Origin of the sequence: Gracilibacillus timonensis, from assembly GCF_900086715.1 — a bacterium.
GTDB classification, from domain to species: Bacteria; Bacillota; Bacilli; order Bacillales; family Amphibacillaceae; genus Gracilibacillus; species Gracilibacillus timonensis.
The window spans coordinates 168,412-192,273 of the sequence record NZ_FLKH01000009.1; the positions used below are offsets into that span (position 1 = coordinate 168,412).

Genomic DNA, 23,862 nt, shown 5'->3' on the forward strand with positions numbered 1-23,862 from the left:
ATTTAAAAACCTTTAGATAATCACAGGAGAAGTCTGCCCAAAAACGGTTGTTTTTTCTTATGAATACCATTTACCATCAACTGCCTACGATATTTTAGCTTTTTTCGCTTGAAAATAGAAAATCATGAACTACAAATTTTAATTTGAAACTTTAATCTACAGGTATGAATAATTCAGGTTTTTGTTTTTTAAACGTTCCATAGTTGTTTGTTCCTCCAATTAGTTGTTTACGTTCCCAATCACTTCTTTTTAGTGTGCCCTTTTAACCAAGCTTTCATTACGTAGATTTGGTAAAAAAAGAATAATGTATGGAAATGTTGCTGCATAATTTCACAGATGTTATATACTAAAGCAATTTGGAGGGTTTGTAAACCAAAAGAATTTTCTGTTTGATAATGTTAAGAAAACGACCGTATAATAAGACTTTATTATTTTGACAAACAAACGAGCCAAAAACGCACTACATAGTTTATTTATAGCAAAACCTTTGCTTATAGTAGTTCTATAGTTAGAATTGAATTTGTAAGTGGGAGTTTAACTGTTTGTCTGTGTTAGATTGAACTTATTATAGTGGAGATTATCTGTTTTCTTACCTTATATAAAAGACTCTCACTTCCATATGGAACGAGTGTTTGATACAATAGATATATGTTCAGAGAAAGTAGGTGTTATACTTGCTGCGTTTTTTATTAGGAAGTGCGACAGTGAATAAAAGTAAACAATGCTTGTCGGAAATACGAGAGGAACTAAAAGAGAATCCTAAGGGTCCGCCTATTATTTATTTAGTTCCCGATCAAATGACCTTTCAGCAGGAATATGCCTTGCTAAGCGATGAGGATATTAATGGTTCTATACGTGCGCAGGTCTATAGTTTTTCGCGGTTGGCTTGGCGTGTGATGCAACTGACAGGAGGGGCAACCAAGAAATATATCACGTCGACGGGAGTGCAAATGCTGCTTCGCAAGATCGTTGAAGAACGGACAGAAGATTGGAAAATGTTTCAGAAATCCATCGAAAAACAAGGGTTTATTGAACAACTAGAAACGATGATTACTGAATTTAAACATTATTGTGTCACACCTGATATGTTAGCTGTACAGATGGCGGATATGGCATCGTCACATCATCCGACCGTTAATGAACAAGCCTTACAACACAAACTGGATGACTTATTTTATATTTATCAGCAATTAACGGAGGCATTACAGGGGCAATATATGAATAGCGAGGATCAGATGCAGCAGCTAGTTGAAAAATTACACACATCTTCCTTTTTGGAGGGGGCAACCATTTACATAGATGGCTTTCACCAGTTTACCCCGCAAGAATTGTTAGTATTAGATGTAATGCTGAAAAAAGCAGATCAGGTTACCGTGACATTGACGTTGGATACGGCAAAAAGAGAATCATCCCCTTTAGATTTATTTTATCTAACACATGAGACCTACAGCCAATTAACACAGCTGGCTGATCAGGTCGGTATGCAGGTGGAGAGTGAGCAAATGCAGCCACCAGAGCACGTGCGTCCTACTTTTCAACATATTAACGATTATTTTGACACTCGTCCTGTACCAAGCATGAATGGCAAAGCCAACGTGAGGTTGTCTGAGGCAGTTCATCCAAGGGCTGAGGTGGAAGGAACAGCGCAAGAAATCATTCGATTAATCAGGGAACAGGGTTATCGTTATCGGGATATTGCGATTTTAATTCGCGAGCCGGAAGTTTATCAGGATTTGATAACGACATTGTTTCAGGACTATGATATACCAGTGTTTGTCGATGAGAAGAAAACGATGTTGAGTCATCCATTAATCGAGACGATTCGCTCCCTATTGGATGTGGTAGAAGGGAACTGGCGCTATGAGGCAGTGTTTCGCCTGTTGAAAGCTGGCTTTATTCCTGAGGGTGAAGGGGAGTATCGCTTGAATCAGGTGGCCATCGATGAATTAGAAAATTATGTACTAGAATACGGTATGAGGGGGAGATCCAGCTGGTTATCGGATCGCGATTGGCGTTTTCAACGATTTAGGGGCTTTGACCAACCCGTCCAGACAGATCAAGAACGATTGACACAAGAACGTATCAATGCTTATCGCAATCAAGTAGCATATGCCTTGGCTGACATAGATAAAAAATTGCGTACCCTGCCGACGATTCAAGAGAAGACGGTAGCGCTTTTTGAGTGGCTGGAGAACAATCAAGCCCCAGAACGGCTCGAAGCTATCCGGGATCTTTATGATCAACAAGGGAAAGTAGAAAAAGGACGAGAGCAGGACCAGGTATGGGATGCCATCATTCAATTGTTAGAAGAGATGACGGAAGTTGCTGGCGAGGAATCGATGGACTTAGCGATGTTTCGTAAGGTCTTAGAATCTGGTATGGAGGCATTACGTTTCTCTCATGTACCGCCAAGTATGGACCATGTTGTTGTCGGTTCGATTGATCGTTCCCGTATGCACGGAGTGAAGTGTGCCTTCTTACTTGGTGTGAACGAAGGAACATGGCCGATGAAGCCCGCTGGTGATGGTTTGATTTCGGAAGAAGAACGTACGATTTTACAAATGAATGGTATGCAATTGGCTGCGGGCAGTCAACGGCAGCTGCTGGATGATTGGTTTTATGTCTATCTGGCTTTCACACTGCCAGCTGACTATTTATGGATCAGCTATCCTATTAGTAACGAAGAAGGGAAACAAAAGGCGCCATCCCCTTTAATTAAACGTGTGAAGGAATGGTTTCCTGAGCAAATGCCCGGTCTTTTCTTACAAGATCCAGAGGAGATGAACCAGGCAGAACGTTTTGTGACCACACCTGTCAAAACAAGAGGGGCGCTCACTTCACAGTTAGCCCGCAAATTACGTGGTTATCCGATTGATCCGATTTGGGAGTATGTACTAAATTGGTATATGGAAAGATCACCACAACCGTTGCTTGATCAACGAGTATTACAAAGTCTGTTTTATGAGAATAGACCAAGCGATTTGAAGAAGGATACCGTGGCAGCAATGTATCCCGAGGAAATAAAGGCAAGTGTATCAAGGTTAGAAATGTACCATCGTTGTTCTTACCAGCATTTTGCTAAGTACAGTTTAGGACTGGAGGAACGTCCTACTTATAAATTGGATGCGCCAGATATTGGGCAGTTATTCCATGAAGCATTAAAACAGATTACCGAGTGGATTCAAAAAGAAGGGAAACAATTTGCCGATATTTACGATCAAGAAGCAAAGTCTTATGCCCATCGAGCTGTCAGTACACTGTCCCCTGTTTTACAGCACCAAATTTTGCATAGTTCTAATCGATATCAATATATTCAACGGAAATTGGAGAGTGTTATTGCCCGCGCTACTTATGTATTAAGTGAACAGGCACGAAAAACCCATTTTTCCCCCGTTGGTTTAGAGATAGGCTTCGGTTATCCTGATCAACTTGCGCCATTACAGATTGATTTGCCTAATGAGCATCGATTGCTGTTACGAGGCAGAATCGATCGTGTGGATCGGGCAGTGGAACAGGATCAACTCTATTTGCGTATCATTGATTATAAATCCAGTGCCAGAGGTCTCACTCTTACGGAAGTATACTATGGCTTGGCCCTACAAATGCTCTCCTATTTAGATGTGGTGTTGCAAAATGCAGAAAACTGGTTAGGTGAACCCGCCCAACCGGCAGGGGTATTATATTTTCATGTGCATAATCCGATGGTGGCTGCTAATGACTACTTACCGGAAGATAAACTGGAGCAAGAGCTGATGAAAAAGTTTAAGATGAAGGGATTACTCGTCGATCAAGAAGATATCGTGCGGAAGATGGATACTTCTTTGGACTCGGGGAGAAGTAATATCATTCCAGCCGGTTTTAGTAAGAATGGTTCGTTCTATAAGGGGTCGGCAGTAGCAGAGCAAGAAGTATTCCGTCAATTACATGATTATATTTATCAGCTAATGGAACGAGCAGGTGTACAGATTACAGAAGGTAAGGTCGACTTAAACCCATTTCAGCAAGATCAATTAACGGCATGTAATTACTGTGATTTTCGCTCCGTCTGTCAATTTGATCCAACATTAATCGAAAATAATTATCGTAAACTGAAGAATATGAAGGATGAAGAAGCGATAGCAGCGATGAAACGAGGTGATATGTAATGCCGCAATGGACAAAGGAACAGGAAGAAGCAATCTATCAATCTGGTCAGGACATTTTAGTAGCAGCAGCGGCTGGTTCAGGTAAAACCGCGGTACTAGTGGAGCGGATTATTCAGAAATTATTAAATAAGCAACAGCCAGTCGATATCGACACTTTATTAGTCGTGACCTTTACGAATGCAGCGGCACAAGAGATGCGTAACCGTATCGGTGCTGCTATTGAAACGTCGCTTTCAGATAATCCGCAATCGAATCATTTAAAAAAACAGCTGGCATTGGTGCAAAATGCCTCGATTTCAACTTTGCATGCCTTCTGTATGAATCTGGTTCGTCAATATGCTTACCACTTGGATATCGATCCAGGCTTTCGCATTGCCGATGACATGGAAGCTGATTTAATCAGGCAAGATGTGTTGGAGGAATTATTTGAGGGCTGGTATGGGGAAGAAGACGAGCAGAAACAGGCAGCCTTTTTCTCCGTTGTCGATCGATTTAGTAATGATCGTAATGATCTGGAAGTAGAATCGCTTATTTTGAAAATGTATGAGTTCTCGATCCAGCATCCCAATCCTGACCACTGGCTTAAGCAGATGTCACAGGTGTATCAAGTCAATGAAGAGACGCAGGAAGACGAGATTCCCTGGCTTTCCTTATTGAAAGAAGAAGTTGCCGATCAACTAGGGGTGATGGAGACATTAACCCAGCAGGCATTAAACCTAACTCGAGAAGCAGATGGCCCTTATCATTATGCGGAGGCATTAGACCAAGATCTCGTAATGATTCAACAAGCGAAAGGGGCACTGGCTGTGTCTTGGCAAGAAGTAGGAACTATTTTTACGACGGCTAAATTTAAGGCACTTTCGCGTAAAAAAGTGGACTGTGAAGAAGAAAAGAAAGAACAAGTGAAAACATTGCGTGATCAAGTGAAGAAGCGTTGGAATGGGATTGCAACCGATTGGTTTGCCAGAAGTCTGCAGGGGCATCTGCGCGATATGGCAGAACTCTATCCAACGGTTTATGCCTTGACCGAATTAATTCACCAGTTTAAAGATGCTTATCAAGCAGCCAAACGAGAAAAGGGATTGGTAGACTTTGCCGATTTAGAGCATTTTGCCTTAGATGTTCTCTCGGAAAATAAAGAAACATTACAACCGTCTGCTGTGGCCAAAAGCCTTAAACAGAAATATACAGAGGTGATGGTCGATGAATATCAGGATACCAACTTGGTTCAGGAAACGATCTTATCACTAGTTGCCGATCATGATAATGGCGGTAATATGTTTATGGTAGGAGATGTGAAACAAAGCATCTATCGTTTTCGTCATGCAGAACCAAGTCTTTTTATTGAAAAATATAACCGCTTTGCCGAACGGGACACTACGGGACGTAGAATCGATCTGGCCAAAAACTTCCGTAGTCGTGAACAGATATTGACAGCAGCTAACTACATTTTCAGACAGTTATTCGATGAAAAAGTTGGTGATATTGACTACGATCAAGCCGCTGAATTGATTTATGGCAACAAATCGTATGAAGACATACCGTTGAAGGAGCCGGAAACAGAAGTAATTGTGATTGATCAAGAAACACAGGAAAACGATGAGGACACAGAAGATATGGAAACAGAGGCCGATTTAGAGAAGGCGCAACTAGAAGCACGGGCATATGTGGAAAAGATCAAACAATGGATTGGCGCAGATGGAAGTGAGCCTATGCAGATTATTGATAAACAGACCGGAATGGCGCGGCATGTCGAGTACCGGGATATAGTGATCTTACTTCGTTCGATGACATGGGCGCCCGCCATTATGGAAGAGTTTAAAAAACAGCATATTCCAATATATGCCGAATTATCAACGGGTTATTTGGCGGCGATTGAAATCCAGGTTATGATAAGTCTGTTAAAGGTGATTGATAATCCGAGGCAGGATATTCCGTTAACTTCTGTGTTAAAGTCACCTATTGTCGGCTTGAACGAAGATGAACTGGCTCAGATCAGACTGAGTAAGAAGGGTGTTTCCTTTTATGAGGCCTTGCAAACATTTATCAAAATAAACGATCATGAGACAATCCAGACATTTATCGATCAATTAGCAGTATGGCGATTGGAAGCCAGACAAGGGGCTTTATCCTCCTTGATTTGGCAAATCTATCAAGAAACTGGCTACTATGATTTTGTCGGCGGAATGCCAGGTGGACGGCAGCGGCAGGCCAATTTACGTGCCTTATTTGATCGTGCCAAAGGTTATGAGGCTACATCGTTCCGAGGTTTATTCCGGTTCTTGCGCTTTATTGAGCGTATGGAAGAGAAAGGGGATGACTTAGGAGCAGCCAAAGCATTGGGCGAGCAAGAAGATGTCGTACGGATTATGACGATTCATAAAAGTAAAGGGTTGGAATTCCCGGTCGTCATTGTTGGTGCTATGAATAAACAATTTAACCAACAGGATTTGCGTGCCAAGTATTTACTGCATAAGGAACTGGGTTTTGCCACCAAATATATCGATCCAGTTAAACGAATTATGTATCCCACCTTGCTATTTCATGGTATTAAAAAGGAAATGCAGCGTGAGATGCTGGCAGAAGAAATGCGCGTCTTATACGTGGCATTAACACGTGCGAAAGAGAAACTTGTCTTAGTCGGTACGGTTCCCTCTTTAGAGAAGAAAAGGAAAAAATGGGAAGATATCATTACACATCAAGACTGGGTGCTCCCGTCCTATTATCGTTTAGAGTCGCTAACCTATTTAGATTGGTTCGGAGCAACTCTGCTCCGTCATCAAGACGCTGTTGCATTGAGGAATACAGATAGGTCATTACAAGTCCCTGTAGAGATTATGCAAGATGCCTCTCAGTGGAAGATTACCCCGGTGCATCAGAGCCAATATCATAGGATAGAGGAGAGTGGTCGTGATCAAATCCAATCCTTACATGATTCCATCAATCAGTGGGAAAAGCTGGATCTACCTGATGAGGGCATGGCTAACAAGGTAGCCTCGCAGTTGGAATTTGCCTATCCGTTTCAAGATGCGGTTTTTTATCGTGCCAAACAAACAGTAACGGAAATGAAACGTCAATATGAAATGAAAGATAGCTATAGTGACGAACAAATTATCGATACCTTCCGTTCCCCTATCCGCAAACGCCCGCGCTTTATGCAAAAAGAGCGGCAGTTATCTAGGGCGGAGATTGGTACAGCTATGCACACGGTCATGCAGCACCTGCCTTTGGATCGGGAATGGACATTATCTGGTTTAGAGGAATATATTGCCCACCTGGAAGCGGATGAAATGATCACGAATGATGAGGCCGAGGTGATCGATACTTCTTCAATACTGCATTTTTTCGCAACCGATATGGGCAAGCTGCTGTTAAGAGCAGATAAAGTCGAGCGTGAGGTGCCGTTTAGTATGACATTACTGGCAGATGAAGTCTATCCCAATTGGCAAGAACAGACCAAGGAAAGGATTTTTCTGCAAGGTGTGATCGATTGTGTGATAGAAACCGATTCGGGATTATTATTACTAGACTATAAAACGGATCACATCACAGATACACAAAGCGAGATGCTAGAAGAAAAATTGAAACAACGTTATCAGCTGCAGCTTGATTTATATGCAAAGGCACTAGCTGAGATATGGAAGAAGCCTGTGACGGAAAAATATTTATACTTTTTTGATAAAAGCCTGTTACTAGAAGTGTGAGCATAAGGAGAACGATTCTCCTTATGCATTTCCGCCAATAACTTGATCAACGGCATCGGGATCGATTGCATTGGTAATATTAAAACCTGTGTTGGTGTTTAAGAAATCGCCTGTATTGTTTGCACCTGCTCCAGTAGCTACTTTAGAAGCACTCTTAGGAGACAGGTAAAAGCTGTCACCAAAATTGATGATTCCTCCATCAACACCATTAATTTTGATGGGTCCAACGATGGATGGCAAGGTGATCACGTCCTTTTTTATTTAATAGATAACCTTGAGGTGCATGAAACTTGCTGGGTTAATCTGGGTCGACAATGCGTATATGCTTGAGTCGGGCAATCGAATGCACGTGCTGACTATTTCCGAGTTGAATGACAGCAGAAGAGGAGGCAGCTGAAACATCGAGAGAATGAATATCAATTCTTGGGCACAACATATGATGATCGCCATAGGTTAAGCTGTAATTAGGAAGAAAAGGAATAGATTGTTGGAAAAAAGAATCGTCTTCAAAGGAAAAGCTTTTGTCTGATGAAATACCACCTTCTTTTTGAACAGCGATTACATTCACACTAGGTTCTGTGAAGCTGGTATCTCCTATTTGTAATATGGAACTATAGGCAAGACTGTCGAGTTTCAGTTGTTGTACGTTAGTCGTCCGTGTTTCCAAGCGGGATCAACCTGCCTTCCGCTGCCCCAACAATATAGGACTCGGGAGGTGTATCGAATAAAGAGGCCAGTTGAATATGACAGCTGTCTCCAGCTATGAATAAAGAAGAACCAGAAATGCCTAAGATAGAAATATTTCCTACACCTAATTGCCTGTTATTTACTTGGTAATACATAACGTCACTCCTTCTGCTGATTACTAAACCAATTTTTCAGTCCTTGTTGCCATTCCTTTTTTACATGCTCAAGGATGTGTTGGGGTAAATCTGTCGGGGGAACATTGGCTTGTTGATAGTATGCGATACGGTTGGGCAACTGTTGTTTCACATCTTGGATTAATGTTTGTCGAAAATCATCCTCAAGTGGGTAATTATATTGCTGCTCAAGCGAATGTACATAACCTGGGAGTTCATTGTCTGCATCTTCTACTAAAGTTTGATGTACAGAAGGAAAGGGCGTTTGACCTTGCGAGGGATTTAACGAAAGGTCTTCGCTACTTTGTAAATCTTCTGGCGTCATCCCAATATGAAGAGTTCCATCTAAGCGTTCAATTTTTAGTTGATCGAAATGGTATTCCAGTTTTTCGATGGAGGTTTTGGCCTGTTTATTACTCTCAAGCTGCTGAATTCGGTTCTCTAAGGAGTGACTATATTGATAGAGTTGCTGCACTTGTTGCTGCAGTTGTGTTATATAATGCATTATCAGCTGATTGCTCATTCGTTATCACTCCTTCTGACATCTGTTAGAAAGGGGAAAGAGGTACTAATGACTCACTAGCTTCTCCTGCTGCCGTTGCTTGTTCTGCAGCTGTCGAATACCCGCCCGTGTTGTATAACTGTGAGAGAGTTTGCATACTGCCAGTACTTCCTATTTGCAGAACGGATGAATTAGTGATACTGCCAACCTTGAGAAAATGAATATAAATCGATTGATTAACGGTTATATGCATGAAATCACCTACTATATTCCAGATATATTTTGATCAAATTGATCGTTATCTACCATCGTTGTTTGTGCATTTTCAAGATGCACACGGATTCCATCGCCTGTGTTGAATGACCCGCCACCTGCAAAGGTTTTGGCTTGAGTGTAAGGCTGGATTTTATAGACATCTCCAATATGAAAAATACTGGAAGAACCAATGTTAATCACCTTTACTGCACCAACAATTGCTGGCATATACATCATCCTAACATGGTTACATCATTTTGACGTACTATATAAGCTGAAAGGCGTGTGAATGGTGATTCACACGAATGGATCAAACAAGATATTATCAAGAAATAATGTAAGCAAAGACTTGTTTGTCACACGTCTTTGTTATATTGATAAGTTCAACTTATATAGTTGCAGGCGTTGCAACAAATGATTTCGGAGGAACGAGTTACGTAACCCCAAAAGTCTGCGGTCTTAGCCTACCAATCTTAGATTATGCGAGTACAGGCTTGGGTGTGAACAGAAATCGATTTTCGGATAGAAGAAACGCGTATGACATTACAATCGATAAATAGGATTCTAAACTGTCTGTGTTTCGTTTAAAATTTAATAAAGGAGTCGATATCATTGAGTAATCCACTGCCGTTAACGGATTCGAAACGATTGCCATGGATTGATAGTGCACGCGGTTTTGCCATATTAGGTATCTTTCTGGTGAACCTGGCGTCTTTTCATGGCCCTTATTTTTTATATGGAAATGGTCAAAATTATTGGGGATTGGGGGATCCCGGGATCATTCAAATGCTTTTGGATATCTTTTTTCAGGCGAGTTTCTATTCTCTGTTTTCTTTTTTATTTGGCTTTGGTATGTACATGATCTATGATAACCTGTCAGCGAAACAGGTTGAATCACCAAGAAAATGGATGGTGCGCCGTCTGATTATTTTATTAATCATTGGTGCTATACATGCCTTTGTTATTTGGTATGGGGATATTTTGATCACATACGCTTTAGTGGGCTTGCTGTTGTTATTATTTCTTACACGCAAAAATATAACGCTGTGGGTTTGGTTTGCTTGTTTATTAGTTATTCCAGTGCTGATGCTAACTGGTTTGTTATTCTTAACCAGTCTAGTAGCGGATACCAGCTCATTAGCGAATACAGCGGCGATTAATCAGGCCTTGCAACATTATGGAGAAGGCAGTATTACCGCCATTTGGCAACAAAATGCAACAGATTGGTTCTATAGTAATAACGTCTTGAATTTCTTCATGATCACTTGTAACTTACTTCCAATTTTTCTCTTAGGAGTATTATTTGGAAGAAACCGCTGGCTGCATGATATCACGGCTCACCGGAAAATTTTACAAAGATGGTGGGTAGGTTCCTTATTCGTTTTTGCCGTTTGTAAGGCTGGTCCTTATTTGATTGGAAACCCATTTTGGCTGCAGATGGTGCAAGACACCCTTGGCGGTACGGGTTCAGCGATTTTCTATTTGCTGACGATAACGTTATGGTATAATAAGGCAGTCAAATTGTTTCGCTGGCTCGGATATGTAGGAAAGATGGCATTATCCAATTATCTGCTCCAATCTGTCTTAGGAGTACTGCTATTTTATTCGTATGGACTGGGATTATATGATACACTAACACCATTCCAAACGATATTGGTTGGATTAATTATCTATCCGATCCAAGTGTTGGTTAGCTTTTGGTGGCTGCGATATTACCAGAGAGGACCGATAGAATGGCTGTGGCGAAGCTTGATTTATCAAAAAAAATTATCAAATAAACGAGCACTATAGGAAGTAATGACAATTACGTGAAGAAAAGGCTCACAAATGAATTTTATTGCTATCCATGATAAGATAAAAGAATGAAATTTGTGAGGGAATAGGAGGTGCAGTGAATTGACACATTTGCACATTACGGCATGGGTGCTAGCGGTTATTTTGTTATTTGTTTCTTATGCCATGTATAAAAAAGGGAGTAAGGCAGGGAAGATCCTGCATATGATTCTGCGCTTGGATTATTTACTTATTTTATATTCAGGTGGAGATTTGATAGCTGATTATTTCATAGGAACTAATTCCTACTTACCTGAGGCTATTGTAAAAGGTGTGGCCGGTATTTGGGTGATTGCCGCTATGGAAATGATCTTGGTTAAAACGGCGAAATCTAAACCTGCTAAAAGTTTCTGGATTCAATTTATCATTGCCTTTATTATTGTGTTAGTACTAGGCTTTGGCAGACTGCCGATAGGCGTTCAATTATTTTAAACAAAAAACCGTGGGGAAAGTCCTCCACGGTTTTTGTGGTGTAGGAGGCTTAAATTTCAAGGTGAGGAGGGGAGAGATCGATCCATGCGTTTACTGTATTGGTACTGGTAGTGATTATAATAGGGTATGTCTTTTCGTGGAAAACATATAGGGAAAAAATAAAAAACGCGGAGGAGGAAGGGGAGTTACGAAAGGCCTTCGTACCTTTTCTTTTGATAACAATCCTTGTGATACTTTCTCTTCTTGTCTTCATTTTCTGAGTTTCCTTTGTAACAGTCACATTCCGGCTTAGATGGAGGAATAGGTTTACTAGAATTCATATTCATCAAAAATGATCGTTGGATAGAGAATTTTGCAAACCAATAGGGAGTAATCAAGTCAAAAAAGAAATTCCCTTCCCAAAGTTTTGAAATAACATGATTTTTCTCAAGGGTGCTGCATATAATGGTAAGAGCAACTAAGAGAAAGGTGTGTCGATATTCATGTGCGGGATTGCGGGATGGATTGATTTTAGCCGTGATGTAGCGAAAGAAAGCCAACAAGTCCGAAAGATGACAGAAACATTGCAGCATCGTGGACCGGATGAAACAGGTTACTATCAAGACAGACATGTTGCTTTTGGGCACCAGCGCCTGGTCGTAATAGACCCTCAAGGTGGTAAACAGCCTATGAAAGAACAGAAAAATCTGCAGGAATATGTGCTGGTTTATAATGGGGAATTATATAATACAGAAGAGCTCAGAACAGCATTAATAAAAAGAGGCTGGCAGTTTCGCTCCCATTCAGATACAGAAGTATTACTGAAGAGTTACATGGAATGGGGAGAAGATCATGTCGATAAATTAAATGGTATCTTTGCATATGCCATTTGGGATCAGTACAAGCAGCAATTATTTACAGCGAGAGATCGTTTGGGCGTTAAACCCCTTTTTTACACAGAACACCAGCAAGGCATTCTGTTTGCCTCAGAAATAAAAGCGTTGTTGGCTCATTCAGAGATCAAACCAGTTCTTCAGCAGGATGGAGTAGCGGAAATCTTTGGCCTCGGTCCATCCAGAACACCTGGTCATGGTGTGTTTGCTGGAATCAAAGAGTTACGTGCTGGTCATGTTGGTATTTATAATAAAACAGGTTGGAAGACTAGACGTTATTGGAATGTGAAAAGTCATCTACATCAAGATTCAGTAGAGGAAACAGCACAAAGAGTACGGCAGCTACTGACAGAAGCTGTTGAAAGGCAACTCGTTTCTGATGTTCCTTTAGGCACGTTTTTATCGGGGGGAGTGGATTCAAGTGCCATTACGGCTATTGCTGCCAACAATCTAACCAAGCCGTTGCAGACCTTCTCCATTGATTATCAAGAAAATGATAAATATTTCAAAAAGAGTAGTTTCCAACCTAATCAAGATAATGATTTTATTGATATCATGGTGGCTGCCCTGCAAACTAAACACCAGACATTTCATATGGATAATAACACTTTGGCAGTACTGTTGAAAGAGGCGGTGACCTATCGTGATTTACCAGGTATGGCAGATGTCGATAGTTCCTTATTGTGGTTTTGTCAAGAAACAAAGAAACAAGTGACAGTTGCCTTATCCGGTGAATGCGCAGATGAGATTTTTGGTGGATATCCATGGTTTTATCGTCAAGAAGACTTAGAAAGGGAAGGATTCCCATGGATACGCTCATCTGCTTTTCGTCAACATTTATTACGAGGTGAAATTAATAGAGAGATAGACATCCAGGCTTATGTCCAGAAAAGATATCAAGAAACAGTTGATGAAACTCCATTGCTGGAGGGAGAGAGCCAAGAAGCGTCTGCCAGAAGGCAAATGTTCTATTTGAATATGCACTGGTTTATGCCGACATTATTAGATCGAAAAGATCGAATGAGCATGGGCGCAAGCTTCGAGGCTCGAGTTCCATTTAGTGATCATCACCTGGTCGAATATGTTTGGAATATTCCCTGGGAAATGAAAAACGATGGCAACAGGGAAAAAGGGATACTAAGAAGGGCATTAACGGGGCTTTTGCCTGATGATATATTATACCGTAAGAAAAGCCCTTATCCAAAGACATATCATCCCGCCTATACCAAAGCGGTAACGGAGTGGATGCAGATGATCATTAACAAAAAGGAAGCTAGGTTGTTTGAGATAATGAATCGTGATAAAGTGACAGAGCTGGTACAGCAAAAAGCGTCCAGCATTGAAACCCCGTGGTTTGGTCAATTGATGACAGGTCCGCAGCTTTTGGCCCACCTTGCACAAATTGATTATTGGCTGGAAACTTACGATGTTACCATTGATCTCTAACATGCGAATAGCTTCTCCGATAAGCGAGGAGAACGTAATCACCATACTTGGTCAGAGGGACACCTTGTTAGCCATGGCTCTCTTGTTACTGCTGCTTATCAGTTATCAGCTAAGAAAAAAATTCAAACAACGGATTAAAAAGGAGGAATGTAAGAAGGATTAAACCTTTCCTATTGCCTTTATAGTAAAAATAATATCCATCAAGTTATATCAGTGATTATAAACTTTTTTAACTCATAAAAAGAGAACGAAACAAGAGAATTCTCTTGTTTCGTTTTGATATTAATGTTCAAGCGATTTCCGTAGTTTCGTCACTTCTTTAAGCTCAAGACTGGTTAACTCCGATATTTCTTCATCCGAATAGTCACGGTCTATCAGCTTTTTGGCAACATTACGTTCTGCTTCTTCAATGCCTTCCAATTTGCCTTCTTCTCTTCCGCGCTCCATACCTTGTTCCATACCTTGCTCTATCCCACGTTCCAATCCTTGTTCTGTAGCCGCTTCCCCAATTTCTCTAATCAATCGGCCAAATGTCGGGGGTGTCTCTTAACTTTTCCATTTCCATAACGTTTTTGCCCTCCTTCTCGTTTTGGATGATGGGTAATGATTCGTAAAATTGTTCCTGTAATTCGTCTGGTAGCTTCATGATGTAATCAATAAAATACAATAAGGCAGAAAGATACTTGGGGCGGTGTCGATATTTTTCGTAGACTAAGTCGACCAGTATCTTCTTATGATCAAACTTGGTTTCCTCGCGCTTTTGCTTCTTTTGTTCCTCACTCATCCTTTTATCATCTTTCCCAGTGGTTTTTTTACTGGCATAGATACCGGCAAGCACCACTAATGCGAAGGGGTTCGGCGATTGTTTCAGTTCTTCTTCGTCTTTCCCGTAAAAGTGATAGGTGTTGTAACGATATGTGATTTCCGTGCCATAAAAGGCATCATGAAACTGATTTTCATAGTTTGCTTCGCTGGCATCCGTTAACAGCGCGATGGCATAAATCGGTTCTGTATGGTTTTCGTAGAGGCGGTAAAAATATGGAAACATGCGCCGGGCAAATTTTTTATTCCCAACTGCCTGCACTTCAATATGGATATGGATGTATTGGTTTTTGCCACTTTTTAATGTTACTTTGGCTAACTTATCACAGCGTTAAGAGCCCGTAAGTTTTCCGACTGTATGAGAAATACCTCCAAGTGGTGATGGAAAACAACGGTCTCTAAACCTCCTGATAAGTCTCGCTTTATCCGTATATCTTTTCCCTTTTGCCTGTCTCAAAATATGCGGGAGAAGCTCTGTACCTTCAAAGTCGATGCCTTTGTCAAACTCAATGTCCGGGTACAAATCGGGCGCAAAAAAGGCCATAAATGCTTGAAACAATTCTTGAATAATGTTTTTCCATAGGCCATCATAATCCGGATGTGTCGAGCGATAATCATGCGTATCTTCTTTTAATGCGGTTAACATTAGTATACCACATCCTTTTGTTAGAATGAATTTGTTTTCATCTTATCGCTTTATGGCGGGCAAGGCAAAACGGTAAAAGTAGATTTTCATGAGGTGTAGAGGGGAGATAATCGGAATAGTGCCTGGCTATTTGATGATTTTTGCTGAAATGAATATTTTTAAAATGGAATGTTCATGTTTTTATAAGAAAAGTATGCTACAATATTTAGTCATTCATTTGCGTTCTCGTTACATCTACTTCTTCACAAAAAATTCATACAGAATAAAAAATATTCATTTGACTTTCTGATTTGGTCTCAAGGATAATAGAAGCATAACTATTATGAAAAGGGGACTATTATGCAATATATAAAAAGAGCATGTATGATGACCTGTTTCTTGTTTTTAATCTTTCCTTTTATATCTACAGAAGCAGCCGAACAAGCAGATGAACGCATTTATTACATGCTGATTGATCGCTATAATAATGGAGACAATGATAATGATATCGATATTGATATTGATGATTCAGATGCCTATCATGGGGGAGATCTTCAGGGAATTATTGATAAAATGGATGATTTAAGTGATTTGGGGATAACCATGATCAACTTAAGTCCGGTGATGGAAGCAGAGTCTTATCATGGTTTTGATATCACATCGGCTCAAAGTGTTAATCCGCACTTTGGTGATATAGCTATTTTGCAAGAACTAGTATCAGAAGCGCAGGAAAGAGATATGCGTGTCATATTAGATTTTCCATTAAGTCATGTCAGTTCTGAACATAACTGGAATGATGAACAAATGGACTGGGTGCAAGAGACCACCGAAAATACATTGGGTGAGCATTTGCCAACTGTGGATATGAGTAATCAGGATGTACAAGAGTACTTGATGGAGACAGCTATTTATTGGCTGCAAACATCCAATGTAGATGGCTTTCACTTTTATGTGAATCAACAGACGCCAGATGATTTTATCGAGGAATTAAATCAACGTCTGCAAGCGGAAAAAGAGGATGTAACGGTTATATATGATGGGGATAATGACCAAAATGATATGAACAACACCTTTCAATCGGCAGCAGTCGACGCTCTTAAGCAACCTGGTGAATCGATTACACCTATCTTAGAGCAAGATCTGTCCGGCATACACTTTATCGAATCTGTCAACACGCCCCGTTTTGCTTTTGAATCGGTTCAGGAAGGATACAATCCTGTGACCCGGTGGAAATTGGCAGCAACCTTGTTATATACGCTACCTGGTTCTTCTCTGTTTTATCAAGGAGTGGAAGTACCAATGGATAATGGGGCAGACGAACCGGATCACCGCATGGCAGAATTAAATAAAACCGATGAAGAACTAACGGAGCATCTAGATCGGTTGTCTAATTTTCGGGGTGACTCATCAGCTTTACAGCAAGGTGAACTGGAAGTTGTAGCTGAATCAGGTGCGATGACTGTATTCAAGCGTTCTTCTTCAGAACAAACCATGTATGTAGCGATTAATAATGATACCGAAACGCAGACCGTTGCATTGAATGATGTGGAGGATGACATGCAGTTACGAGGGATTTTAGATGATGATATTGTCAGGCAACAGGATGACGGTTCTTATCGCATGATTCTGGACAGGGAAACAAGCAATATCTTTGTATTAGAGGACGATAGCGGTTTGAATTGGTTCTTTCTTTCCTTAGTTGCAGTCATATTTGGAGGTTTTGTCTTCTTTGTGGTAGCCCTAAACAGAAAGGGAAAGCAGGCAGAAAAATAAGCAAGAAAATGCACTAGCTGTTCTATACACTAGTGCCTTTGTTGTGGATTAAAGGAAGAATAATGAAACCATGAGAAGGATAAGTTCGTATATCACATTAAAGAGGTGATTGATTATGACTCATGAAACAAAGCAATGTCCCAAATGTGGAGGGACAGACTTCGGAAAGGGCATGCAGCATGGTTATGGTGTCATTATGCCCAAAGGTAAAATGCTAGGTTCCCCAGTCGAACACTTGATTTGTCCAGTATGTGGTTTGATACTGGAAAGCTATGTGACAAAACCTTCCAGGTTCAAAGATGCATGGTTTTGATGGGACACACCGCTATTATAAAGGCGAATCATTTAGGAAAAACAAGGCAATCGTACCAGGGCCGGAGTGAGCGCCAATTGTTGATCCAACCATATTTATTTTTATATCTTTCACTTGCCATTTGTCACGAATCAATTGGCTTAGCTGTTCAGCTGTTTCCAGTGCGTCTCCATGGCTGATAGCGATTCGTTGATTTTCGAGGTCTGCTCCTCGTTCTTCCATCACTTCGATCATGCGTTTATACACTTTTTTGGAGCCGCGTATTTTCTCTAATGGAATTAATTTACCATCCTCCATATGTAAGAGTGGCTTCACCTTTAATAACGTACCTACAAAAGCGGCTGTTTTACTTACTCGACCGCCACGATAGAGGTATTCCAAATCGTCTACGGTAAAAATATGTTCCATATGCTGATAATAATGCTGTCCTGTCTTCAGTATTTCGTCTACATCTGCACCTGCTTGGGCCAACTCAGCTGCTCGTAACACGACTAAGCCATAGCCGAGTGAAGCACACTTGGTATCAACGACGTGAAGGGTGAAATCAGGGTAGCTTTCTTTGATTTCTTGTTCCATCAATTTAGCGGCTTGATAGGTTCCGGAAAGCTGAGAAGAAAAGGAAAAATAAACCACTTGGTCCCCTGCAGCCGCATGTCGTTCAAAGGTGTCTTTAAACGCTTGGGCACTTACTTGGGCTGTTTTCGGTGTGGCACCACCACGCATGGCATCATAGATCGTTTTGGCAGAGATAGAAACCCCATCTTCATATTCCTTTCCATCTAGCTGAACAATCAGAGGAAGTACCTCTATTTGATAACGCTGATAATCCTCTTTTGTCAGGTCACAGGCTGAATCGGCAAGTATTTTTACTGCCATCAAAATCCCCCCTTATTTGTTCTGTATAACCATCATGTATGATTGATTTATACTTGGTTTAGACTTAGAAAGAGTATAACACGTTTTCCGCCAACAAGCAGTAGCTAAACCATGTTTTTTACGGTAAAATGAGAACTTAGTTACGTCTTTCTCAAATAAATATCAAAAAATGATAGTGAAGTACTTGGAAGTGTTGTGTTTTTTTAGTATAGTTTAGTCCTGTGTGAATGATCGGAACAAGCATAAATGAGGAGGAATGAATCGTGTTCTTGATGGAGGCTAAAAGGATATTTATTGTAATAATTGGTGCAGTGCTTAATGCAATAGCGTTGAATTTCTTCATGATTAGCGCCAATGTATATGCAAGTGGTTTTACTGGGATGGCACAGATCCTTACTACTGTTTCACAAGAATATTTAGGGCTACAGTTTGCTAGTACAGGTCTTATTTTATTATGTCTCAATATTCCTGTAGCCATTCTTGGCTGGTTTATGGTAGGAAAAGGGTTTACTATATACAGCTTTGTTTCCGTGGTAGCGACATCCCTCTTTCTAGAAGTTATTCCCATTATTGAGATATCAAGTGATATAATGCTCAATGCGGTGTTTGGCGGCGTAATTGCTGGTGTTGGTGTTGGTATTACACTTAAATGGGGTGCATCTACTGGTGGATCAGATATTATTGCTATGATTCTTTCTCGTATGAAAGACAAGCCAATTGGCGGTTATTTGATGATAATTAATGGTTTCATCATCATGATTGCAGGTGTGTTAAATGAGCCAGAAAATGCTTTATATACACTGATAGGGTTGTATGTAACTACACGAGTGATTGATGGGATACATACTCGTCATGAGAAGATTACGGCGATGATTGTTACTAAAAAAGCAGATGAATTACAAAAGGCAATTCACGATACGATGGTTCGTGGCATTACCATTTTACCCGTAAAAGGTGCCTATACGAAAGAAGATAAGCATATGTTATACTTGGTTATTACTCGTTATGAATTATATGATTTGGAGCGAATTATTCGTGAGGTGGATGAGAATGCCTTTGCCAATGTTATTCAAACGGCTGGTGTGTATGGTTTCTTTAGGCGAAATGATTGAACCATTTTAGAAAACGTTACAAAGTTTGAATAAGGGAAACTTTGCAAAAATAATACTAGGTTCATTTTCATTAATACAAGTTAGGTACGATGGTTAAAGGTGTTGTTATGAAATTTTATAGTTCGTCTATTGCAAGATTAAAACTGTTCCAGCACCTATTATATCGGAGGTAATGTTGTCTTTGCTTATAAAAAAACCGGGATCCACCCGGTTTTTTAACTTCTAGTATCCAAAGCTGACGATAACGGCCTCTACCTTTTCGATTAATTCGTCCCATTCTGCGTCGAATTTTTTGTTCACTGTTATAAAGTGCTGAAATCCAAAGACATTATCTACTCCATCAAGTTTCATTAATTCATTTAACACACCATGTTCGCTTGTTTGACCTGGCATGACCGATATACTATTGTTACCTTCAAAAATCAGTTTATCACTGTTGAATTTCATCGCATTCGGATTAGGTGTTGACTCTACATGAATACTCATTTTAGTGCCTCCTTTGTTAACTACCCGACTTCCAAGCCGACTAAATTATGTATTTAAGTACATGTTCAAAATTCGTTACGTTTACTGGTGTTTTTGAACAACTTATTTAAGGTTAATCATATCAAAGTTTTATCGGGAAGCAAAGCAAAGAGATAGCCAAGCATCGAAAAAAAACAGAGATAGAAATTCCTATCTCTGCCTTTTCATTCTGCTGCATTCTTACTTTAGTTGATTTTGCTGTTGCAGCTGTTTTTCAAGCTGGCGTAATTCTTGTTGTTCTTCTGCCGAAGCTTGGGTCATGGCTGCTTGAATAGCTGACTGTGCCGCTTGTTTGTCCTCTTCATCAAATCCACGGTTCATCATACGATTTACAGCGTTTTTTGCTTGTTCCATCATTTGATTTTTCATTTACAAAACCTCCAATTAGGAATCACTAGGTTTATCAATCGATGACCATCATGATTCACAGTAGCATGTTTGGCTCAGTACGAAGAAAAACATGAACATCATGTGGTGACGTTCATGTATAGTATGGTCGGTTATGCTGCTTTTATGTGAGTGATGATTTAGTAGTTAAAGGTGCTATTTCCAATTTTAAATAATCGGATAGGAAGCCACCGATCCCATCTTGTTCATTAGTTGCTGTATGATAGGCAGCGATCCGCTTTAATTCCATAATGGCATTATCCATTGCCACACCAACACCAGCGTAATCGATCATTTCTAAATCATTATCCTCATCTCCAAAAGCGATAATCCGCTCAGCTGGGATATGAAAGTAGTGAGCGATTTTCTTTAAGCCTACTGCTTTATTAATTCCTTTTCGAACGATTTCAATCACATTCCACGGTACTCCCCAATTGCGATGTTCCACCATGGAGGCATGATGGTCATTTAAATATTGCCGTAAATCATCAACTTGATAATCCTCTGGGTGGATTAATAAGGAAGTTGGGTCATCTTCCAGCAAATATTGCTTTAAACTGCCAATCGTAATTGATTCTCGTTCGTCAGGTGTAGTGAAAACATCCACAAGCTCCTGATCAAAACGATCTAAGTACATACTATCCATCATCTCTGCAAAAATATTTTTAACATTCAGATCATAACAGGTTTGAATAATTTTTTTTGCCGTGCGATTCGGCAATGGAGAATGGAGAGAATCCCACTTTTTGTCGGAAGGATGATGGATTAAGGCCCCGTTAAAATTCACCATAGGTGTGTCTAAAGCAAGTTCCTTGTAATATTGGATGCTGGCACGATGGGGTCTCCCAGTTGCAATGACAACAATGTGCCCCGCTTCTACCGCCTGTTGAAGGACTAGTTTTGTATAAGGACTAATCTGCTTTTGATCAGTTAATAATGTGCCATCCAGATCAAGTGCGATTAAATGTCTGTTCATTTGCATATTATCACCTCTTTATTAAATATAGTCTATATGTAAATGAATATGATGTAAAGTTCTTGTGTGTTTTAAAGCGCGTATTTTTATCGATTAGATGTTACTGTATCTGGGAAGTATATCTTGATTTTGCGACAATTTTTTACTTCATCATTACAATGTTAGTCGCCAGAATGAGTCGATATGTAATAAGTGAAGTAATTTTCACATCAACCGCTGATGAAGGATTAGTAATAAAGAACTGGACAGATTTTGCTTGGTTTATCTTAATTTTTTGAAAGTTTGCTTTAGAAGTTATATCATAAAAGGAGAATCGTATCTATTGTACCGTTTTTAAAAATAGGAATAAGAAAGGAATGTCACCATTGATTGTTGTAAATAAAGAATATTGGAATCACCTGCCATTGTTACATATTGCCCCAGCCCCAAAAAAAGATCAGCCATTGCCGGTATTGACGTATATGCATGGTTTTACGAGCGCAAAGGAATATAATCTGCCCATCGCTTATTTGTTGGCGGAAAAAGGATATCGAGTGATATTGCCAGATAGCTTGTACCATGGAGAGAGGGAAGAAGACCTGTCACAAGGGGTATTGGAAATGCGTTTTTTCGATATTATCAAACAAAATTTAGATGATATTGAGATGATTTATCAAGAGCTGGTTGCCAAAGGATTACTGGAAGGAAATCGATTTGGGCTGGCAGGTACCAGCATGGGTGGTATGACCACTGCGGCTGCGTTAACACAATTTTCCTGGATTAAGACAGCGGGAGTGCTGATGGGTTCCCCAAAATTAACACAATATGCTGAATATAGGATTGCTTTAATGAAAGAACATAAGCCAGATTTTCCTGTATCCGATGAAGAGGTGCAAAATCTATTAGAAGAGATAAAGGAAATCGATTTATCCCTGCAAGCAGAAAAATTATTTGGGCGCCCGCTATTTTTTTGGCATGGGAAACAGGATACGGTAGTACCTTTTGATCACAGTTATAGTTTTTATGAGGAGGTCATCCACCTTTATAAAAATCCAGAGAATATTGCCTTTCTTAAACAATTAGACAGTGGTCATAAGGTAAGCCGTTTTGCTACGATGGAGTTTGTTAACTGGCTAGAATATCAATTATAAGGATATATGTTTTAAATGTCGGGCGATTTGTTTTATAATAAGGGCAAGAAACTTAAAGGAGGGATACGATGGATCAGGCTTTAGAAGAGAACCTAATGGGAGCTTTGGAGAATGTCATTGACCCAGAGCTTGGTATAGATATAGTGAACTTAGGTCTTGTATATGGAGTGGAGCTTGATGAGGAAGGGATCGCAACGGTTACGATGACGTTAACGGCGATGGGCTGTCCTTTAGCAGGTCACATTGAACAAGATATTAAGCGAGTAATGGAAGATATTCCTGAGGTGAAAGACACGGATGTGAATATTGTCTGGAATCCTCCATGGTCTAAAGAACGTATGTCTAGATATGCCAAAATTGCCCTTGGAATTCCGGATTAATATTATTTTAAAAAAGGCGATTCCCCAAAAGGGAAATCGCCTTTTTACGTATACTAAAGCAAGATAAAGGCAAGAATACCTACGATAAAACAATAGATGGCAAAATATTTAAGATTGCCTTTTGCCATAATATTCATAAACCAGCGCAGCGCAAAATAGGTAGCAATCAAGGCGGCAATGAAGGCAATCACATAAGGAATCCAAAGTGTTTGGATATTTGGATCATGAATCACATCGCCAATTGATAAAACCATCGTACCAGCACTTACTGGAATGAACATAAGAAACGAAAAACGTAAAGCTGTTTCTTGTTTCAAACCTAATAACATGGCAGCAACAATCGTTGCACCTGAGCGGCTTATACCAGGTATCAGTGAAACGGCTTGAGCAAGCCCAATAATAATCGCATCCTTCCAGGTCAACTCCCCATCGCTTTTACTACCTCGGATGTTACGAATGATCCATAAGGCTGCCCCGGTAACTAACAATGAAATACCAACCATACTCGCCTTACCACCAAAGGTCTTGGCAATAAGATCCTCGAAAAAGAGACCAAGTACAGCAGCTGGTACAGTGGCAACTACAAGATAGACAATAAACATGAAATCGGAGTGGTATCGTGTTTCTCTTGTCCCTATGTATTGAATACCATTTTTTGCGATACTAATAATGTCTTTCCAATAAATGATTAATACCGCAATTAAAGAACCGAAATTAACCAGTACCTCAAAGGAGAGGTTTTCGATAATTCCCACGTTAAAAATCTCTTGGGCTAAGACTAAATGCCCGCTGGATGAGATAGGGATTGGTTCAGTAAAGCCTTGTAATAAACCTAAAAATAGGTATTTAATCAATAATATGAAATCTTCCATTTATATCCTCCTAACACAATCG

The 23,862-nt window shown here is 40.1% G+C and carries 23 protein-coding genes and 1 pseudogene; 10 read left to right on the forward strand and 14 right to left on the reverse strand.

Translation table 11 applies throughout. From position 1 onward, the window contains the following. Nucleotides 1-674 precede the first annotated feature (674 nt). Together addB and addA are read left to right on the forward strand one after the other, a co-directional pair. Nucleotides 675-4,145 carry a helicase-exonuclease AddAB subunit AddB gene (gene addB / locus BN6556_RS02980; protein ID WP_066186998.1) on the forward strand — a complete coding sequence of 1,157 codons (3,471 nt, stop codon included), beginning with the start codon at nucleotides 675-677 and terminating at the stop codon, nucleotides 4,143-4,145. After that, complete coding sequence (addA, locus tag BN6556_RS02985; protein ID WP_066187001.1) at nucleotides 4,145-7,849, forward strand: helicase-exonuclease AddAB subunit AddA; 3,705 nt, start codon at nucleotides 4,145-4,147, stop codon at nucleotides 7,847-7,849. The genes addB and addA overlap by 1 nt, the downstream gene beginning before the upstream one ends. Before the next feature lie 21 nt (nucleotides 7,850-7,870). On the opposite strand, the gene BN6556_RS02990 is transcribed toward addA, so the two are convergent. Genes BN6556_RS02990 through BN6556_RS03015 form a run of 6 tightly spaced genes read right to left on the reverse strand, consistent with a single transcriptional unit; the run spans nucleotide 7,871 to nucleotide 9,694 of the window. Then, the gene (locus tag BN6556_RS02990) at nucleotides 7,871-8,089 is read right to left on the reverse strand and encodes a spore germination protein (protein WP_066187004.1); all 219 of its coding nucleotides are present in this window, start codon (nucleotides 8,087-8,089) and stop codon (nucleotides 7,871-7,873) included. A 58-nt stretch (nucleotides 8,090-8,147) separates the two neighbouring features. After that, nucleotides 8,148-8,516, reverse strand: coding sequence for a spore germination protein GerPE (locus tag BN6556_RS02995; protein ID WP_066187009.1), 369 nt, complete (start codon nucleotides 8,514-8,516; stop codon nucleotides 8,148-8,150). Continuing rightward, nucleotides 8,497-8,691, reverse strand: coding sequence for a spore gernimation protein GerPD (locus tag BN6556_RS03000; protein WP_066187013.1), 195 nt, complete (start codon nucleotides 8,689-8,691; stop codon nucleotides 8,497-8,499). Before BN6556_RS03000 ends, BN6556_RS02995 begins: the two co-directional genes overlap by 20 nt. Nucleotides 8,692-8,695: 4 nt before the next feature. Further along, entirely contained in the window at nucleotides 8,696-9,232 is a 537-nt protein-coding gene (gerPC, locus tag BN6556_RS03005; protein WP_066187016.1) for a spore germination protein GerPC, read from the reverse strand. A 25-nt stretch (nucleotides 9,233-9,257) separates the two neighbouring features. Next, nucleotides 9,258-9,464, reverse strand: coding sequence for a spore germination protein GerPB (locus BN6556_RS03010; protein ID WP_066187019.1), 207 nt, complete (start codon nucleotides 9,462-9,464; stop codon nucleotides 9,258-9,260). An 11-nt stretch (nucleotides 9,465-9,475) separates the two neighbouring features. Continuing rightward, nucleotides 9,476-9,694 carry a spore germination protein gene (locus tag BN6556_RS03015; RefSeq protein ID WP_066187022.1) on the reverse strand — a complete coding sequence of 73 codons (219 nt, stop codon included), beginning with the start codon at nucleotides 9,692-9,694 and terminating at the stop codon, nucleotides 9,476-9,478. 384 nt (nucleotides 9,695-10,078) lie between these two features. On the opposite strand from BN6556_RS03015, the gene BN6556_RS03020 reads away from it, so the two are divergent. The 3 genes from BN6556_RS03020 to asnB all read left to right on the forward strand — a co-directional run bounded on the left by BN6556_RS03020 (nucleotide 10,079) and on the right by asnB (nucleotide 14,049). After that, nucleotides 10,079-11,257 carry a DUF418 domain-containing protein gene (locus BN6556_RS03020; RefSeq protein WP_066187025.1) on the forward strand — a complete coding sequence of 393 codons (1,179 nt, stop codon included), beginning with the start codon at nucleotides 10,079-10,081 and terminating at the stop codon, nucleotides 11,255-11,257. Between the two features lie 105 nt (nucleotides 11,258-11,362). Continuing rightward, nucleotides 11,363-11,731 carry a YisL family protein gene (locus BN6556_RS03025; protein ID WP_066187028.1) on the forward strand — a complete coding sequence of 123 codons (369 nt, stop codon included), beginning with the start codon at nucleotides 11,363-11,365 and terminating at the stop codon, nucleotides 11,729-11,731. A gap of 482 nt (nucleotides 11,732-12,213) precedes the next feature. Further along, nucleotides 12,214-14,049: an asparagine synthase (glutamine-hydrolyzing) gene (gene asnB, locus BN6556_RS03030; RefSeq protein ID WP_066187031.1), complete on the forward strand. Its 1,836-nt coding sequence runs from the start codon at nucleotides 12,214-12,216 to the stop codon at nucleotides 14,047-14,049. 282 nt (nucleotides 14,050-14,331) lie between these two features. On the opposite strand, the gene BN6556_RS03040 is transcribed toward asnB, so the two are convergent. The 3 genes and pseudogenes from BN6556_RS03040 to BN6556_RS03050 all read right to left on the reverse strand — a co-directional run bounded on the left by BN6556_RS03040 (nucleotide 14,332) and on the right by BN6556_RS03050 (nucleotide 15,517). Continuing rightward, nucleotides 14,332-14,571 carry an RpnC/YadD family protein gene (locus BN6556_RS03040; protein ID WP_066187037.1) on the reverse strand — a complete coding sequence of 80 codons (240 nt, stop codon included), beginning with the start codon at nucleotides 14,569-14,571 and terminating at the stop codon, nucleotides 14,332-14,334. Then, a pseudogene (locus BN6556_RS03045) lies at nucleotides 14,564-15,187 on the reverse strand (hypothetical protein); the annotation flags it as partial. The gene BN6556_RS03040 and the pseudogene BN6556_RS03045, both read right to left, overlap by 8 nt. Before the next feature lie 15 nt (nucleotides 15,188-15,202). Continuing rightward, the gene (locus BN6556_RS03050) at nucleotides 15,203-15,517 is read right to left on the reverse strand and encodes a hypothetical protein (RefSeq protein ID WP_066187044.1); all 315 of its coding nucleotides are present in this window, start codon (nucleotides 15,515-15,517) and stop codon (nucleotides 15,203-15,205) included. A 339-nt stretch (nucleotides 15,518-15,856) separates the two neighbouring features. On the opposite strand from BN6556_RS03050, the gene BN6556_RS03055 reads away from it, so the two are divergent. Together BN6556_RS03055 and BN6556_RS03060 are read left to right on the forward strand one after the other, a co-directional pair. Then, complete coding sequence (locus BN6556_RS03055) at nucleotides 15,857-17,269, forward strand: alpha-amylase family glycosyl hydrolase (protein WP_066187046.1); 1,413 nt, start codon at nucleotides 15,857-15,859, stop codon at nucleotides 17,267-17,269. Between the two features lie 115 nt (nucleotides 17,270-17,384). Then, entirely contained in the window at nucleotides 17,385-17,582 is a 198-nt protein-coding gene (locus tag BN6556_RS03060; protein WP_066187048.1) for a transcription initiation factor TFIIIB, read from the forward strand. A 15-nt stretch (nucleotides 17,583-17,597) separates the two neighbouring features. Here the strand turns inward: BN6556_RS03060 and BN6556_RS03065 are convergent, their stop codons facing one another. After that, nucleotides 17,598-18,458 (reverse strand): DegV family protein, encoded by an 861-nt coding sequence (locus BN6556_RS03065; protein WP_066187051.1) that lies wholly within the window; start codon nucleotides 18,456-18,458, stop codon nucleotides 17,598-17,600. A 263-nt stretch (nucleotides 18,459-18,721) separates the two neighbouring features. Between BN6556_RS03065 and BN6556_RS03070 the strand changes: the two genes are divergently transcribed. Then, entirely contained in the window at nucleotides 18,722-19,570 is an 849-nt protein-coding gene (locus BN6556_RS03070; protein WP_066187053.1) for a YitT family protein, read from the forward strand. A gap of 222 nt (nucleotides 19,571-19,792) precedes the next feature. Here the strand turns inward: BN6556_RS03070 and BN6556_RS03075 are convergent, their stop codons facing one another. The 3 genes from BN6556_RS03075 to BN6556_RS03085 form a co-directional block, all read right to left on the reverse strand. Then, nucleotides 19,793-20,056: a NifU N-terminal domain-containing protein gene (locus BN6556_RS03075; protein ID WP_066187055.1), complete on the reverse strand. Its 264-nt coding sequence runs from the start codon at nucleotides 20,054-20,056 to the stop codon at nucleotides 19,793-19,795. A gap of 219 nt (nucleotides 20,057-20,275) precedes the next feature. Then, the gene (locus tag BN6556_RS03080; protein WP_066187058.1) at nucleotides 20,276-20,464 is read right to left on the reverse strand and encodes a DUF3813 family protein; all 189 of its coding nucleotides are present in this window, start codon (nucleotides 20,462-20,464) and stop codon (nucleotides 20,276-20,278) included. A gap of 142 nt (nucleotides 20,465-20,606) precedes the next feature. Next, nucleotides 20,607-21,464, reverse strand: a complete 858-nt coding sequence (locus BN6556_RS03085; RefSeq protein WP_066187063.1) for a Cof-type HAD-IIB family hydrolase — start codon at nucleotides 21,462-21,464, stop codon at nucleotides 20,607-20,609. A 359-nt stretch (nucleotides 21,465-21,823) separates the two neighbouring features. Between BN6556_RS03085 and BN6556_RS03090 the strand changes: the two genes are divergently transcribed. Continuing rightward, complete coding sequence (locus BN6556_RS03090) at nucleotides 21,824-22,588, forward strand: alpha/beta fold hydrolase (RefSeq protein ID WP_066187402.1); 765 nt, start codon at nucleotides 21,824-21,826, stop codon at nucleotides 22,586-22,588. 68 nt (nucleotides 22,589-22,656) lie between these two features. Beyond that, the gene (locus BN6556_RS03095) at nucleotides 22,657-22,968 is read left to right on the forward strand and encodes a metal-sulfur cluster assembly factor (protein WP_066187065.1); all 312 of its coding nucleotides are present in this window, start codon (nucleotides 22,657-22,659) and stop codon (nucleotides 22,966-22,968) included. Between the two features lie 53 nt (nucleotides 22,969-23,021). On the opposite strand, the gene BN6556_RS03100 is transcribed toward BN6556_RS03095, so the two are convergent. Next, nucleotides 23,022-23,840: an undecaprenyl-diphosphate phosphatase gene (locus tag BN6556_RS03100; protein WP_066187067.1), complete on the reverse strand. Its 819-nt coding sequence runs from the start codon at nucleotides 23,838-23,840 to the stop codon at nucleotides 23,022-23,024. Nucleotides 23,841-23,862: the final 22 nt, after the last annotated feature.

Excerpts from the sequence above, each read along its gene's own strand:
- addA (WP_066187001.1), top strand. The coding sequence starts at position 4,145 with ATGCCGCAATGGACAAAGGAACAGGAAGAAGCAATCTATCAATCTGGT.
- BN6556_RS03000 (WP_066187013.1), bottom strand. The coding sequence starts at position 8,691 with ATGTATTACCAAGTAAATAACAGGCAATTAGGTGTAGGAAATATTTCT.
- gerPC (WP_066187016.1), bottom strand. The coding sequence starts at position 9,232 with ATGAGCAATCAGCTGATAATGCATTATATAACACAACTGCAGCAACAA.
- BN6556_RS03010 (WP_066187019.1), bottom strand. The coding sequence starts at position 9,464 with ATGCATATAACCGTTAATCAATCGATTTATATTCATTTTCTCAAGGTT.
- BN6556_RS03015 (WP_066187022.1), bottom strand. The coding sequence starts at position 9,694 with ATGCCAGCAATTGTTGGTGCAGTAAAGGTGATTAACATTGGTTCTTCC.
- asnB (WP_066187031.1), top strand. The coding sequence starts at position 12,214 with ATGTGCGGGATTGCGGGATGGATTGATTTTAGCCGTGATGTAGCGAAA.
- BN6556_RS03050 (WP_066187044.1), bottom strand. The coding sequence starts at position 15,517 with ATGTTAACCGCATTAAAAGAAGATACGCATGATTATCGCTCGACACAT.
- BN6556_RS03055 (WP_066187046.1), top strand. The coding sequence starts at position 15,857 with ATGCAATATATAAAAAGAGCATGTATGATGACCTGTTTCTTGTTTTTA.
- BN6556_RS03060 (WP_066187048.1), top strand. The coding sequence starts at position 17,385 with ATGACTCATGAAACAAAGCAATGTCCCAAATGTGGAGGGACAGACTTC.
- BN6556_RS03065 (WP_066187051.1), bottom strand. The coding sequence starts at position 18,458 with ATGGCAGTAAAAATACTTGCCGATTCAGCCTGTGACCTGACAAAAGAG.
- BN6556_RS03075 (WP_066187055.1), bottom strand. The coding sequence starts at position 20,056 with ATGAGTATTCATGTAGAGTCAACACCTAATCCGAATGCGATGAAATTC.
- BN6556_RS03080 (WP_066187058.1), bottom strand. The coding sequence starts at position 20,464 with ATGAAAAATCAAATGATGGAACAAGCAAAAAACGCTGTAAATCGTATG.
- BN6556_RS03085 (WP_066187063.1), bottom strand. The coding sequence starts at position 21,464 with ATGCAAATGAACAGACATTTAATCGCACTTGATCTGGATGGCACATTA.
- BN6556_RS03095 (WP_066187065.1), top strand. The coding sequence starts at position 22,657 with ATGGATCAGGCTTTAGAAGAGAACCTAATGGGAGCTTTGGAGAATGTC.
- BN6556_RS03100 (WP_066187067.1), bottom strand. The coding sequence starts at position 23,840 with ATGGAAGATTTCATATTATTGATTAAATACCTATTTTTAGGTTTATTA.